This window comes from Arthrobacter sp. zg-Y916 (assembly GCF_020907385.1).
In the GTDB taxonomy this organism is placed as follows: domain Bacteria; phylum Actinomycetota; class Actinomycetes; order Actinomycetales; family Micrococcaceae; genus Arthrobacter_B; species Arthrobacter_B caoxuetaonis.
This window is the reverse complement of the sequence record NZ_JAJJOD010000003.1, coordinates 194,702-209,420: the sequence shown is the minus strand read 5'-3', so window position 1 is coordinate 209,420 and position 14,719 is coordinate 194,702. Positions and strand designations below refer to the sequence as shown.

Here is a 14,719-nt window from a genome sequence, read left to right as displayed (position 1 = left end):
TTGGGGAAAAGCTTGATTGCATAGGGCCTTACAGTGCGCCCCGAGAGGCTCCCATATCGGGAATCTCGCTTGAAGAGCCGCCTGAGCAGTGCTTTTATCCTCACTTACACCCTTAGCGCGAAACTAACGGATCGGAGGAGAGTCGTGGTGACTCTTGGACAGGTATTCCTCAGCGAGATGCTGGGGACCGCAGCACTGATAGTCCTTGGCTGCGGCGTTGTCGCCAACGTCGCCCTTGGCAAGACGAAGGGCAACGGCGGCGGCTTCTTGATGGTCAACTGGGGATGGGGCATCGGCGTGTTTGCCGGCGTCTACGCCGCCGCTATATCCGGCGCCCACATCAACCCGGCCGTGACCGTAGGCATCATCACCAGCGGCGCCGACGAGTTCGTTCCCGGCGTCGAGGTTTCCATCGGCTCTACGCTTGTCTACTTCGCAGGGCAGATGCTCGGAGCCATGATCGGCGCCGTTGCCGCATGGCTGGCCTACAAGAAGCAGTTTGACGACGAGCCGGATCCCGCGAACATCCTTGGTGTCTTCTCCACCGGTCCTGCGATCCGTTCGTACGGCTGGAACGTCGTGACGGAAGTTGTCGGCACATTCATGCTGATGTTCACCATCGTGGCCTTCGCCGGTACGCCTTCGGGGCTTGGGCCGCTGGCCGTCGCACTGCTGGTCGTCGGCATCGGTGCATCCCTGGGCGGACCCACCGGTTACGCCATTAACCCTGCCCGTGACCTCGGCCCGCGTATTGTCCACGCGCTGCTTCCCATCCGGAACAAGGGGAACAGCGACTGGTCGTACGCCTGGGTTCCGGTCCTCGGACCGCTGGTCGGCGGTGCCCTCGGCGGCTGGATAGGCTCGTATATTCCACTGCCCGAAATTCTGTAGGCCCGTACCCACCGGTTCACCCAGACATTCACTCGAAGGAGAGAGAACGTGTCAGAGAGCAAGCAGCAGTACGTCATAGCGATCGACCAGGGCACCACGAGCAGCCGCGCGATCGTTTTCGACCACGACGGCAAGATTGTCTCCGTGGGGCAGAAAGAGCACGAACAGATTTTCCCCCGCGCCGGGTGGGTCGAACACGATCCCATGGAAATCTGGACCAACGTCCGCGAAGTCGTCGGAACCGCACTGTCCAAGGCAAGCCTCACCCGCCACGACATCGCCGCCGTCGGCATCACCAACCAGCGTGAGACGGCAGTTGTCTGGGACCGGAACACCGGCAAACCCGTGTACAACGCCATCGTCTGGCAGGACACGCGTACCCAGCCGATCGTGGACGAACTGGCAAAGGACGGCGGCCTTGAGCGGTTCAAGGCCACGGTGGGCCTTCCCCTGGCAACCTACTTCTCCGGCACCAAGATCAAATGGATCCTGGACAACGTCGAAGGAGCGCGGGAGAAAGCCGAAAACGGTGAGCTGATGTTCGGCAACACCGACTCCTGGGTCACCTGGAACCTCACCGGGGGCACCGACGGCGGCGTGCACATCACTGACGTGTCCAACGCGTCCCGGACCATGTTCATGGACCTGGACACGCTGTCCTGGGACCAGTCCATCCTCGACGCCTTCGGCGTTCCGGCGTCAATGCTCCCGGAGATCCGTTCCTCCTCCGAGATCTACGGCAAGGTGCACGGCTCCCAGCTGCTGCGCGAAACGCCGGTAGCCGGCATCCTGGGTGACCAGCAGGCAGCAACCTTCGGACAGGCGGCCTTTGGTATCGGCGATGCGAAGAACACCTACGGAACCGGCAACTTCCTGATCTTCAACACCGGCGAAGAGAAGGTCATGTCGGAGAACGGCCTCCTCACAACGGTGGCCTACAAGATCGGCGATGCTGCGCCGATCTACGCGCTGGAAGGCTCCATCGCTGTCACGGGTTCCCTGGTGCAGTGGCTGCGGGACAATCTCGGCATCATCCGGTCCGCCCCGGAAATCGAGCAGCTCGCCAGCGCGGTCGAGGATAACGGCGGCGTGTACATCGTCCCGGCGTTCTCCGGCCTGTTTGCCCCGCACTGGCGTTCCGACGCCCGCGGCGCCATCGTGGGGCTCACCCGGTTCGTGAACAAGAACCACATTGCCCGCGCTGCCCTGGAAGCCACGGCATTCCAGACACGGGAAGTGCTCGACGCCGTGAACGCTGATTCGGGAGTTCCGCTGACCGAAATGCGCGTCGACGGCGGAATGGTCGCCAACGACGCACTGATGCAGTTCCAGGCGGACATCCTGGGTGTGGACGTCGTCCGTCCCGAGGTCGTGGAGACTACGGCCCTGGGTGCTGCCTATGCTGCCGGCCTTGCTGTCGGGTTCTGGAATGACACCGACGAACTGGCGGCCAACTGGAACGAAGGCAAGCGCTGGACCCCAAACATGGAGCAGTCCGAACGGGACCGGCAGATGCGCCTGTGGAACAAGGCAGTAACCCGGACCTTCGACTGGGTGGATGAGGACGTGCTCTAGTCCGATCCCTGTCGTCTCCTTGCAGAAGTGCCGCCCTTGCCGGGTCGGCACTTCTGTCTTAACGGTGTGTTGTGTTTGACCGGTCCCCGTCCGCTCGGTAGCGTTCCCTGAGCATCAATGGTGATGCAGATCACAGAAGCGGGTAGCAGTTGTCTCTTGAATCAAAGTCAGACGCAGTATGGGGGGAAGCGCCCGTAGCCGTCATTGGGGCAGGTCCGAGCGGCCTTGCGGCCATGAGGGCGCTGTCCAGGCGGGGGCTGGATGCAGTGGGATTCGAGGCACATTCCGACGTCGGCGGGCTGTGGAACATCGAGAATCCAGCCAGCACGGTCTACGAGTCGGCGCATCTGATCTCCTCGAAGACCACCACCCAGTTCAGCGAGTTTCCCATGCCCGCCGGGACCCCCGATTATCCGGGACACCGCCATCTCCTGGGCTACTTCCGGGACTATGCCGGGGCTTTTGGCCTCACCGGCCGGATCCGGTTCAATACCCGGGTCACCAGCGCGGTGCCGGACGACGGCGGCTGGACCGTTCAGTGGGAGTCTCCCGGCGGAAGCGGAAGCGGAAGGTTCAGTGCGGTGATTGCGGCCTCAGGGACGCTCCACACTCCCAGCCTGCCGGAGTTCCGGGGCAGCTTTGACGGGGAAATACGGCATGCGGCCAGTTACAAGTCCGCTGCCGAATTCGCCGGCAAGCGGGTGCTGATTGTCGGTGCGGGCAACAGCGGCTGCGACATCGCCGTCGATGCCGTCCACCATGCCGCCGCCGTGGATATCAGTGTCCGGCGCGGCTACTACTTTGTCCCCAAGTACGTCTTCGGGCGGCCCACGGACACACTGAACCAGGGCAAACCGCTGCCCCGGCCGCTCAAGCAGTTCCTCGACAAGAGGCTGCTGCGGATGTTCACGGGCGACCCGGTGCGGTTCGGCTTTCCCAAACCGGACTACGGCATCTATGAGTCCCATCCGGTGGTGAACTCACTGATCCTGCATCATCTGGGACACGGCGACCTCACGGTGAAGCCGGACGTTGACCGGCTTGAGGGGCACACGGTCCATTTCCGGGACGGCAGTTCGGGGGAGTACGACCTGATCCTGTGCTCTACCGGCTATGTGCTGGACTACCCCTACCTCCGCCCGGAGCTGCTGGACTGGACCGGCGCTGCTCCGTCGCTGTACCTGAACATCTTCAGCCGGCAGGCACGCAACCTGCTGGTGGTCGGCATGGTGGAAGCTTCCGGCCTTGGCTGGGAAGGCAGATACCGGCAGGCAGAGCTCGCAGCCGCCTACCTCGCCGCGCAGCGGGACGATCCTGCTGCCGCCGGCAGGTTTGTGGAACTGGTTGCCGGAGAGTCGCCGGATGTTACGGGCGGCTACCGTTACCTGGGGCTGGACCGGATGAGCTACTACGTGAACAAGGACGCCTACCGCGCGGAGCTTGCTGCCCATCTTGACCGGCTGGCTGTCGAACCCGCTCCCGAAGACGCACGGAGCGAGGTACACAGCTGATGCCCATCGACGACGTCGTACTTAATTTTTCCCCCGCCTCCCTGGTCATCCTGAACGTGGTGCTGGCGGTCATCATCCTGGGCATTGCGCTGGAAGTGCGTCCGGCTGACTTCCGGACAGTGCTGCGGAGCCCCAAAGCAGTAGTCCTGGGGATCGCGGCGCAGTACCTGCTCCTCCCGGCCGTTACCGTCGGCATCGCCCTCCTGCTGAATGTTCCGGCTTCCATCGCCCTCGGCATGATCCTGGTGGCGTGCTGCCCGCCGGGCGGGATCTCGAATGTCCTGACGCACCGTGCGCATGGTGACGTAGCGCTGTCCGCGTCGATGACCGCCGTGTCCAACCTCGTGGCGATCATCGTGATGCCGCTCAACGTGGCGTTCTGGGCGGCACTGAGTCCGTCCACGGCCACACTGATGCGCGACTTCTCGCTGGACCGGGGGGGGATGCTGATCCAGGTCCTGCTGATCATCGGTGTTCCGTTTGCGGTGGGCATGCCTCTTGCCCGGCGCTTTCCCGGCCTCACGGACCGGTTGCGGCCCTGGGTCCAGCGCATCGGGCTGATCGCCCTCCTGGCGTTTATCGTGGCCGGAACGGCAAGCAACCTGGGCCCGCTCCGGGAACACCTCGGCACGATTTTCCTGGTCGTTTTACTGCACGACGCCGTTGCACTGGCCGTCGGGTACTGGGCGGCGGCCGCGGTCCGGCTGGATGAGCCCAGCCGCAGGGCGGTTACCTTCGAGGTCGGGGCACGCAACACCGGGCTGGGGCTCGGCCTGACCCTCACATTCTTCGCCGGGCTCGGCGGAATGGCCATGGTCGCGGCCTGGTGGGGCATCTGGGACATCCTGGCCGGACTTGTCCTCGCCGCGTGGTGGCGGCGCCGGGATGCGAAACGGGCTGCGGGACTGGACGGACAGCGGGAGGAAGCGCTGTGACCCGCGTATGCGTCACCGGCGGCAACGGATTCCTCGGCAGTGCGGTTGTGGCGCGGCTGGCGGCAGACCCCGGTGTCAGCCATGTGCTCAGCCTCGACATCCGGGAGCCGGCAGAAGAGCGCAGGCTCGACGGCGTCGAGTACGCCCTGGCGGATGTTTGTTCCCCCGATGTCGCACGCCTGCTGCAGGCGCACAGGATCGACACCGTGGTCCACCTGGCGGCGATTGTGAATCCCGGCAAGGACACCACCCGGGAGCAGGAGTTCCAGGTCGACGTGGTGGGATCACGGACCGTTTTGGCGGCGTGCACGCAGTCCGGTGTGAAGCACGTGGTGATCTCCTCCTCCGGTGCCGCGTACGGCTACCACGCCGACAACCCGGACTGGCTCCGCGAATCCGATCCGCTGCGCGGCAACGACGAGTTCGCCTACTCCCGCCATAAGCGATTGGTTGAAGAAGAGCTCGCCAGGTTCCGGTCGGAGCATCCTGAACTGCAGCAGACCATCTTCCGGATCGGCACCATCCTGGGGGAGCGGGTCCGCAACCAGATCACCGCCCTCTTTGATGCGCCCCGGCTGCTGCGTGTGGCCGGAAGCGAGTCACCGTTTGTGTTCATCTGGGACCAGGATGTAGCTGACGCCATGGTGCAGGCAGTGCTGACCGGCCGCAGCGGCATCTTTAACGTAGCCGGTGACGGCGCCCTGACCATGCGGGAGATCGCGGACCTGCTGGGCAAACGGACCATCACTGTTCCCGCACCGCTGCTGGCTGCCGGTCTCTGGCTGGGGCACAAGCTGAAGCTGACCGTCCACGGCCCCGAGCAGCTGCGCTTCCTGCGTTACCGGCCCGTCCTGGACAACAGTGCGTTGAAGGACGAGTTTGGTTTCACTCCCTCGCGCAGCAGCAGGGAGGCGTTCCTGGCGTTCCGGGCGGCGAGGCAGGCTTGAGGGCGGCAGGGGCGATGACGACGCCGCTGCCGGCCGCAGTGGCTTAAGCAGCCGGCAGCAGAACCCTGGACCGGGCTAGAAGTAGCTCACACCATTGGTCTTGAACGGCAGTCCCAGACCGCCGGCCACTTCCGCCAAGACCTCGGGGCAGAAGAAGTACCACTTCAATTCCGCGATCAGCGGGGCGCCGAAGGCAGGGCGAACCCGCAGGACGTCGGACACGACCTCCGACGCCCCGGGGGCACCCTTCTGGCGCTCCCACATCAGGATGACGTTCTCGCCGTCGAATCGATGGACGGTTGTCCGGTGGATTTCTGCGGCGTCCGGGCCGAATGTGTCCGTCAGGGATCCGGCACGGATTTCCTCATGTCCGGTTTCAGTGGCGTTGCCGACCACCTCGGACCGTCCGCTAGTCAGGAACAAGGACACCATGGCGTCAATGTCGTAGGCGTTGAATGCCGCGGCCAGCCGGCGCAGCAGCGCCTCGTGTCCGGCGGGCTGGACGGTGTCCCGGGATCCCGCTGACACTGCTTTGGGGAATGGTCCTGCAGGATCCGTGGCGGTACGTGCCGCCTGCAGTGTCGCCCGGCCTCGGTGCAGGGCGGATTTCACGGCGCCGGGAGTCGTCTCCAGCATCTCGGCTATCTCGGCCAGGGGGTAGGAGAACACATCCTTGAGGACCACGCATGCGCGCTCCCGCGGCGGCAGCAGGTGCAGCAGCTGACGCAGCGCGGACTCGACCGCAAGGTTTGCCAGTGGATCCGGCGCCGCGTCGTCGGGAAAGTCAGGGGCGGAATCGGTCCACTCAAGGGCCGCCCGGCTGCTGCGGCGCAGGGAGTCGATCCACGTGTTCGTAGCGATCCGGATCAGCCATGCCTGGGTATTGCGGATGGGTTCATACCGCTGCGATGCTTCCGCAAGGGCCTTCGTCAGGGTTTCCTGCAGCAGGTCCTCGGCATCCCATACCGTGGGCGTCAGGCTGCGGCAGTACGCGTAAACCGAAGCCCGGACCGGTTCCAATGCCACCAGGAAATCGCGGCGTGCCTGCCGCAGATTCGCCCTGTTCTCCGCCAAAGCCGCCGTTTCGCCTGCCGTGCCGGCTTCGAAAGACGTTCCCGTTTCGAGTGTCATTGCGGTTCCCCTCGCTCTCCCGCCCGCGGCGGTGCCTATGAAAAGCATGGCACTTTGCCATGCTCTTACCGGGTAGACGCACAGGGAGCCCGCAAAGATACGCCGCAGCCGGAACCTGTTCCGCAGCATGGCAGAATCGCCGCAGGAAGCCGCTTAGGCGCGGTCCGTCATAACGCTGTGGCGGGCACTGCCGTCGGGCGCTGCCTGTTGTAAAGTGGAGAAATGACCGCTTTGCTCCTCCTTAGATAGCCGCGTTTGTATCAAACGCGGCAGCCCCTTGCATATGACGAGGGGCTTTTGTGTGTCTGGGAAGAGTCAACAGCGCAGGCGGAACCGGCGGCACGCCGGACATCCGCGGATCACCAGGATTTTTGAGGACAGAGGCGAAGCATAGTGAGCACGCAGTCACAGACTGAGCAGTCGGAAGAGGCCGTATACAGTTTCGCGGCCATGGAGAAGAAGTGGCCGGCTGTCTGGGACGACCTTGGCGTCTTCACTCCGGCAGACGACGGTTCGAAGGAACGCCGCTACGTCCTGGACATGTTCCCCTACCCGTCCGGGGACCTGCACATGGGCCATGCTGAGGCGTTCGCGATGGGCGACGTCGTTGCCCGCTACTGGCGCCAGCTCGGCTTCGACGTCCTGCACCCGATCGGCTGGGACTCCTTTGGCCTGCCGGCCGAGAACGCCGCGATCAAGCACAACGCCCACCCGAGCGAGTGGACCTACCGCAACATCGACACCCAGGCCGGCTCCTTCAAGCGCTACGCCATCAGCGTGGACTGGTCCCGCCGCCTGCACACCTCCGACCCGGAGTACTACCGCTGGACCCAGTGGCTGTTCACCCGCTTCTACGACCGTGGCCTGGCCTACCGCAAAAACTCGCCGGTCAACTGGTGCCCGAAGGACCAGACCGTGCTGGCCAACGAACAGGTCGTCAACGGTGCCTGCGAACGCTGCGGCACCCAGGTCACCAAGAAGTCCCTGAACCAGTGGTACTTCAAGATCACCGACTACGCCGACCGCCTGCTCGATGACATGGATCAGCTGAAGGGCCACTGGCCCGAGCGTGTGCTGGCCATGCAGAAGAACTGGATCGGCCGCTCCGAAGGGGCCCACGTCCGCTTCGACATCGAAGCCGCGGGGAACAAGCCCGAGCAGCAGGTCACGGTCTTTACCACCCGCCCGGACACGCTGTACGGCGCCACGTTCTTCGTTGTCGCCGCGGACGCCCCGCTGGCCCTGGACCTGGTCACGGATGAGCACCGCGCCGCGCTGGAAGAGTACCGCGAGCAGGTCAAGGCGCTGTCCGACATCGAACGGCAGGCCACCGACCGGACCAAGACCGGTGTCTTCACCGGCCGCTATGCCGTCAACCCGCTCAACGGCGAAAAGCTGCCCGTGTGGGCTGCAGACTACGTCCTGGCTGACTACGGCACCGGCGCCATCATGGCCGTGCCTGCGCATGACCAGCGCGACCTGGACTTCGCCCGGACCTTCGACCTGCCGGTGCGGACCGTGCTGGACACCGGCGAGGAGGACCCCGCCGTCAGCGGCACTGCCACCGTCGGCGAGGGCACGCTGGTGAACTCCGGGGAGCTCTCCGGACTGCCGAAGTCCGAAGCCATCCCGGCCGCCGTCGCCATCCTGGAAGAAAAGGGCACGGGCGAGAAGTTCGTCAACTTCCGCCTGCGTGACTGGCTGCTCTCCCGCCAGCGCTTCTGGGGCACCCCGATCCCCATCATCCACTGTGAGAAGTGCGGCGAAGTTCCGGTCCCCGATGACCAGCTGCCGGTCACCCTGCCCACGAACCTGGTGGGCGAGGCGCTGGCTCCCAAGGGAACCTCTCCGCTGGCCTCGGTTGAAGAATGGGTCAACGTTTCCTGCCCGTCCTGCGACGGACCGGCCAAGCGGGACACCGACACCATGGACACCTTCGTGGACTCGTCCTGGTACTTCATGCGCTTTGTGTCCCCGCACTACACCGAGGGTCCGTTCGATCCCGAGGCCGTGCGGAACTGGATGCCGGTCGGCCAGTACGTCGGCGGCGTCGAGCACGCGATCCTGCACCTGCTCTACTCCCGGTTCTTCACCAAGGTGGTCAAGGACATGGGCCTGATCGAGGCTGACGAACCGTTCACAGCCCTGCTGAACCAGGGCCAGGTCCTCAACGGCGGCAAGGCCATGTCCAAGTCCCTGGGCAACGGCGTGGACCTGGGTGAACAGCTCGATAAGTACGGCGTCGATGCCGTGCGCCTGACCATGATCTTCGCCTCCCCGCCGGAGGACGACGTCGACTGGGCGGACGTCTCGCCGTCGGGCTCCGCGAAGTTCCTGGCCCGCGCCTGGCGCCTGGGCCAGGACGTTGCCAGCGAACCTGGCGCGGACTTCGCTGCCGGCGACAAGAAACTGCGCTCGGTCACGCACCGGACCATTGCCGACGCCACCGAGCTGCTCGAGGCCGGCAAGTTCAACGTCGTCATCGCGAAGCTGATGGAGCTGGTCAACGCGACCCGCAAGACCATCGATTCCGGTGCCGGTGCTGCCGATCCGGCCGTCCGTGAAGCAGCGGAAGCCGTGGCCGTGATCCTCAGCCTCTTCGCCCCCTACACGGCCGAGGACCTGTGGAACGCGCTGGGCCACCCGGCGTCCGTTGCCAACGCAGGCTGGCCGGCGGTCGACGAGACCCTGCTGGTGCAGGACACCGTCACCGCGATCGTTCAGGTCAAGGGCAAGGTCCGCGACCGGCTGGAGGTTCCGGCGGATATCACCGAGGACGCGCTGCGCGAACTGGCGCTGGCTTCGGAGCAGGTGCAGAAAACGCTCGACGGCGCCGGCATCCGAACCGTCATTGTGCGGGCGCCCAAGCTCGTGAACATCGTGCCTGCCTAGCCCATGGTCGACTGGGCGGCGATGCGCGGACGGTGGTTCAAGTCCCGGACAGCCGGGGTTGCTGAACCAGCTCCCCGCCCGCGCGTCGCCGTCGTCACCGATTCCTCCTGCTCCCTGCCTGACGGCTGGATCGCTTCGGACGGGGCGGGCGGCCTGGTCCGGGTCGTATCCATGCCGGTGATGATCGGTGACCAGATCTACGGCGAGGGTACCGACAAGATGATCGGTGCCCTTGCACTGGCCCTGGCGCAGGGCCAGGACGTGCGCACCTCACGGCCTGCACCCGGCCAGTTCGAGGCCGTCTACGCCGAGCTTGCTGCTGCCGGGTTTGAGGCAGTTGTCTCGGTGCACCTCTCTGCCAAGCTTTCCGGCACCGTGGATTCGGCCCGGCTGGCGGCGCGGTCCTCTCCCATTCCCGTCCACGTGATTGATACGGCGTCGGTGGCCATGGGCCTCGGCTTCGCCGTGCAGGCTGCCGCAGCCGCTGCCCTGGCCTGTGATGACGCTGAGCGGGTTGCTGACGCCGCCGTCTCCAGCGCTGCCGGGGCCCACATCCTGTTCTATGTACCCAGCCTCGACCAGCTGCGCCGCGGCGGGCGGCTCGGTGCTGCTGCCGGCTGGTTCGGCACCCTGTTCGCCGTCAAGCCGATCCTGGCGATCCGGGACGGGCTGGTGGTTCCGCTGGAACGGGTCCGCACCGCGCCCAGGGCACTGGCCCGGCTGGAAGAGCTCTCACGGGAGGAAATCGCCCGGCGGACCGGGACCGTGCGTGTGGCAGTGCACCACTTCGGAAACGAAGCTGAAGCGGAAAGGCTTGCGTCCGCCGTTGTACGGGATCGTGCTGATGCCGAGGTAATGCTCTGCCCGCTGCCGGCTGTCCTGGCGGCACATGCCGGGCTGGGTGTTCTGGCGGTGGCGGTTGCGCCCGCTGTGGACGTTCCGGATGATGCCGGTGCCGGGGATTCCGGTGCTGCGGATTCTGCCCCGCGGACGCCCACGGCGCGTGACGTTCCGAAGATATCAACCGGTCCTGCTGCTGACGCCGGCGAAGGTCCTGAAACAGACATTGACTAAGGCTTCGCCTTACTGGGAGGAGTGGGCCGGCAATTGCCCACCAACCCTTCACACCCGGCATGACGGCAGCGACCAGCTAGCCGGGTCCACAACGGCGGCCAGTGGGCTGCCCGAGGTTGCCGGACGGGCAATAGGTTTAGCGGCATGGCTGCACACCGTTGGGACACTGAAACCCCGGATACTCTGACGACCCGTCTGGCGGCGCGGAGGGAGGCGGTGTCAGCCGGTACCGATGGCGTCAACGCCGAGCCGCCTCGCCGCCGGTGGGGTTTTCCGTTTCGGGCGGCAGTACTGGCCTCCTGCCTGCTGTTGGCCGGAGCCATTGCACTGCCGCTGATGGGCGACCGCACACCCCATGAGGCAGTCTCCATCGAGCTCGATGTTCCGGACGCCGGGGAGACATCCGGGACTGGAGAGATCGGGGACGGCAGCGCGGCAGCAGGGGTTTCCACAGATCCGGAAGAACCTCCGGACCAGGAGCTGCCGGGAGGCACTCCGGCCGCCGGCAATGCGGGTGAAGGACAAGCCGGAACTGAGCTGGTGGTTCATGTGGCAGGTTCGGTCGTCTCGCCCGGCATCGTCAGGATTCGGCCCGGCAGCCGGGTCGCCGATGCCGTTGAGGCTGCCGGCGGCGCCACCCCGGACGCCGACCTGAGGCTAGTGAATCTCGCTGCCACGCTGGAAGACGGCAACATGGTGGTGGTGCCGGTTCAGGGCGACACGGCAGGTGGTGCCGGCGGCTCGCCCGCCGCCGAAACAGGAGTGGCGGGAGCCGTCGCTGATCCGGGCAGCGGGATGGCCGGTGAACTTTCGGGCGGTGCGGGTACCGAGGGGGGAACGGTCAACCTCAACACCGCCGGGGAAGCTGAACTGCAGACACTGCCCAGGATCGGTCCGGTGCTGGCAGCCCGCATCGTCGCATGGCGTACCGACCACGGCAGGTTTGCCCGTCCTGAAGACCTGGACGCCGTTCCCGGAATCGGGGAGGCCATGCTGAGCGCTCTCCTTCCACTGGTTACGGTCTAAGCCGCGTGTTCTCCCCGGCCAGGCCATGATCCGCCCCAGCCCCTGGTCCCGCTACATCACTGCCGCGGTGCGGCCGGGTGCGCCGGAAAAGGCCGACGGACCTTTCCCCGGGCCTGGGGAGGACGCCCGTACGGACAGAGCAAAGTCATGGGGCAAGGCAACAGGAACACTGGTGGCAGCCGTCTTTCGGGACAGGGACAAGGACAGGGATCCTAAGGCGGATGTTCCGCCGCGGTTGATCGAACTTCGGCTGGTACCCGTGGCTGGAACTGCGTGGGTGGCTGCAGCGGTGGCGATCCGGTTACCTGCGTCCTTCCTTCTCCCCGCAGTTGTCGCAGCGATGACGCTGCTGGTGGTGGTGCTGGCCGCTGCTGCCGTTCTCCACGCGCGGCATGCGGCCTCTGCCACAGGGGATGAACCCCGCCGGCGCAGGGGAGCGAGGGCGGTGCTGTCGATGCTGCTTCCGCCCGTTGCCGTGGCAGTTCTGGTGTCCATGAGCGCCGGGACCAGCCTGATCGACCGGACGGCAGGACCCGTAGGGGAAGCAATTGACCGGGAAGCGGTGATCTCCGGAGAGTTCCGGGCACTTTCCGATGCACGTGCCGGCACCCCCGACCGCTTCAGCGGAAAAGCACGCTATCTCGTGGAAGGGATGCTGCTCAGTTTCACCCGGGAAGGGACGAGATCAGGCGCCGCAGCACCCGTCCTGGTAATTGGCGGCGACACTTACGCCGGGATTCGGCTTGGCGACACGTTCACCACCTCCGGCCAGCTGCAGGCCGCGCGGCCCGGAGACCGGGCTGCCGCTCTCCTGCGGGCGGGGCAGGGTCCTGACGTGGTCCCGGCCAGCGGGCTGTACGGAGTTGCTTCCGGCCTGCGCACCAACTTTGCCGCGCACGCGGCCGGCCTGGGTGAAACAGATGCCGCCGGCCTGCTGCCGGGCATGGTGCTGGGGGACAGGGCCTCCCTCCCAGAGGACCTGGCTGCTGCCATGAAGGACACCGGGCTCACTCACCTCACGGCGGTCTCAGGTGCGAACTGCAGTTATCTCCTGGCGTTTGTTTTCCTCCTGGCACGCATGCTGAAACTGTCCAGGTTCTGGGCGGCGGCTGCAGGGCTGGGCGCACTGGCAGCGTTTGTCCTCATCGTCCGCCCCGATGCCAGCGTGCTCAGGGCAGCCGTTATGGGAACCATTGGAACGGCCGCCGTGCTGAGCGGACGCGGAAAAATGCCCGCCTCGCTCCTCTGCCTGTGTGCCGCCATCCTGCTGGTTGTCGATCCGTGGCTTAGCGGCAGCTATGCCTTCATCCTCTCCGTCTGCGCGACCGCCGGCCTCGTCGTTCTCGGACCGGTTTTCTCCGCTGCCTTGGAACGGTTCCTGCCCCACCCGGTTGCGGTGCTCGCTGCGATCCCGCTGGCGGCGCAAGTGGCGTGCGCCCCTGTGCTTGTCCTGCTGCAGCCCCAGGTACCGATGTACTCATTGCCGGCCAATATGGCTGCGGCGCCCGCGGTGCCGCTGGTCACGGTCCTCGGTATGGCCGCGGTCGTTGTTGCTCACGTTCTCCCCGGGCTGGCACTGCCGTTGGTGTGGACCGCCGGTGCGGGGGCGGGGTGGGTTGCGGCCGTTGCACGGTTTTTTGCCGAAGCACCCGGGGCGCTGCTCCCCTGGATGTCCGGACCGGGCGGTGCGGCAGCCATGGCAGCCGCCAGTGCTGGGCTGGCAGCTGGTATGTTCCGCCTGGTCCAGACGGCGGGAAGCACACCGTACGGGCGCCGCACCGCGGGAGGAGCATCAGGAAAGACAGGAGCAGGAGGAAGGACAGAAACAGGAGCACCAGGGTTCAGGAAACGGGCTTGGGCCGGGGCAGCCTTGCTGCTGGCCGTGGTGTTCCTGGTGATGCGGTGCCAGCCGAATTCCTCCGCACCGGTGCCTCATGACTGGGTGGCTGCGGCCTGCGACGTAGGGCAGGGTGATGCCCTGGCCCTGCGGTCCGGACCGCGGTCAGCCGTTCTGGTCGACGCCGGTCCGGACCCCGCTGCCCTTGATGCCTGCCTGGACCTGCTGGACGTAGACACCGTAGACCTGCTCGTGATCAGCCACGTCCACGCGGATCACTATGGGGGAGCAGCCGGTGCAGGCCAGGACCGGCTGCTGGGGGCACTGGCTTTTTCGTCGGCGGAGCGCCAGACCCCTCCGGAGATTGGCCGGATCGCTGCTGCTCATGGACTCCAGGCCCTACGGCTGGAGCAGGGGATGCTGGGGGAATCCGGAAGCGTGCGCTGGGAGGTCCTGTGGCCGCCTCCTGCGGGCCGGGCGGGTCAGGCACCACTGCCATCTGAAAACGACGCCAGTGCCGTGCTGCTGGTCAGGACAGCGGGGATAAACCTTCTGTTCACCGGCGATATTGAGGAGGAGGCCGCCGCGCGGATGCTGCGTTCTAACGACATATTGGGCCGGACGCAGGTCCACGTCCTCAAGGTGGCCCACCACGGCGCCCGCAACGGCGGAACAGCGGTGCCGGCGGCGGTACGGGCTCCACTGGCGTTGATCTCCGTCGGCGAAGACAACACGTACGGTCATCCGGCACCGGAAACCCTTGCAGGACTGGAGGCGTCCGGCAGCGCCGTCGTCAGGACAGACGACCTGGGTACGTTCATCCTGCGACTGGCCGATGCCCGGCTGGTGGTTGAGGAACTGCGGTGAGAAGGCCGGATAGTCCGGCCGTGCCGGGCGATG

10 protein-coding genes are annotated in these 14,719 nt (G+C 65.9%); 9 read left to right on the top strand and 1 reads right to left on the bottom strand.

Annotated elements, in window-relative coordinates:
- Positions 1-147 precede the first annotated feature (147 nt).
- The 5 genes from LOC59_RS07945 to LOC59_RS07925 all read left to right on the top strand — a co-directional run bounded on the left by LOC59_RS07945 (position 148) and on the right by LOC59_RS07925 (position 5,859).
- Positions 148-891: an MIP/aquaporin family protein gene (locus LOC59_RS07945; protein ID WP_227895747.1), complete on the top strand. Its 744-nt coding sequence runs from the start codon at positions 148-150 to the stop codon at positions 889-891.
- Between the two features lie 48 nt (positions 892-939).
- Positions 940-2,466 (top strand): glycerol kinase GlpK, encoded by a 1,527-nt coding sequence (glpK, locus tag LOC59_RS07940; protein ID WP_227895748.1) that lies wholly within the window; start codon positions 940-942, stop codon positions 2,464-2,466.
- 149 nt (positions 2,467-2,615) lie between these two features.
- On the top strand, positions 2,616-3,977 hold the full coding sequence (locus tag LOC59_RS07935; RefSeq protein ID WP_229971375.1) for a flavin-containing monooxygenase: 1,362 nt from the start codon (positions 2,616-2,618) through the stop codon (positions 3,975-3,977).
- Positions 3,977-4,912 (top strand): bile acid:sodium symporter family protein, encoded by a 936-nt coding sequence (locus tag LOC59_RS07930; protein ID WP_227895759.1) that lies wholly within the window; start codon positions 3,977-3,979, stop codon positions 4,910-4,912. Before LOC59_RS07935 ends, LOC59_RS07930 begins: the two co-directional genes overlap by 1 nt.
- Complete coding sequence (locus tag LOC59_RS07925) at positions 4,909-5,859, top strand: SDR family oxidoreductase (protein WP_227916703.1); 951 nt, start codon at positions 4,909-4,911, stop codon at positions 5,857-5,859. The genes LOC59_RS07930 and LOC59_RS07925 overlap by 4 nt, the downstream gene beginning before the upstream one ends.
- Before the next feature lie 75 nt (positions 5,860-5,934).
- On the opposite strand, the gene LOC59_RS07920 is transcribed toward LOC59_RS07925, so the two are convergent.
- Positions 5,935-6,990, bottom strand: coding sequence for a sigma-70 family RNA polymerase sigma factor (locus LOC59_RS07920; RefSeq protein ID WP_229971373.1), 1,056 nt, complete (start codon positions 6,988-6,990; stop codon positions 5,935-5,937).
- Between the two features lie 390 nt (positions 6,991-7,380).
- Between LOC59_RS07920 and leuS the strand changes: the two genes are divergently transcribed.
- The 4 genes from leuS to LOC59_RS07900 all read left to right on the top strand — a co-directional run bounded on the left by leuS (position 7,381) and on the right by LOC59_RS07900 (position 14,686).
- The gene (gene leuS, locus LOC59_RS07915; protein ID WP_423721694.1) at positions 7,381-9,882 is read left to right on the top strand and encodes a leucine--tRNA ligase; all 2,502 of its coding nucleotides are present in this window, start codon (positions 7,381-7,383) and stop codon (positions 9,880-9,882) included.
- A gap of 21 nt (positions 9,883-9,903) precedes the next feature.
- The gene (locus tag LOC59_RS07910) at positions 9,904-10,956 is read left to right on the top strand and encodes a DegV family protein (protein ID WP_229971371.1); all 1,053 of its coding nucleotides are present in this window, start codon (positions 9,904-9,906) and stop codon (positions 10,954-10,956) included.
- Between the two features lie 144 nt (positions 10,957-11,100).
- Positions 11,101-11,982 (top strand): helix-hairpin-helix domain-containing protein, encoded by an 882-nt coding sequence (locus LOC59_RS07905; protein WP_229971368.1) that lies wholly within the window; start codon positions 11,101-11,103, stop codon positions 11,980-11,982.
- A gap of 172 nt (positions 11,983-12,154) precedes the next feature.
- Positions 12,155-14,686, top strand: coding sequence for a ComEC/Rec2 family competence protein (locus LOC59_RS07900; protein ID WP_227916707.1), 2,532 nt, complete (start codon positions 12,155-12,157; stop codon positions 14,684-14,686).
- Positions 14,687-14,719 lie beyond the last annotated feature (33 nt).

Excerpts from the sequence above, each read along its gene's own strand:
- LOC59_RS07905 (WP_229971368.1), top strand. The coding sequence starts at position 11,101 with ATGGCTGCACACCGTTGGGACACTGAAACCCCGGATACTCTGACGACC.
- LOC59_RS07930 (WP_227895759.1), top strand. The coding sequence starts at position 3,977 with ATGCCCATCGACGACGTCGTACTTAATTTTTCCCCCGCCTCCCTGGTC.
- LOC59_RS07910 (WP_229971371.1), top strand. The coding sequence starts at position 9,904 with ATGCGCGGACGGTGGTTCAAGTCCCGGACAGCCGGGGTTGCTGAACCA.
- LOC59_RS07920 (WP_229971373.1), bottom strand. The coding sequence starts at position 6,990 with ATGACACTCGAAACGGGAACGTCTTTCGAAGCCGGCACGGCAGGCGAA.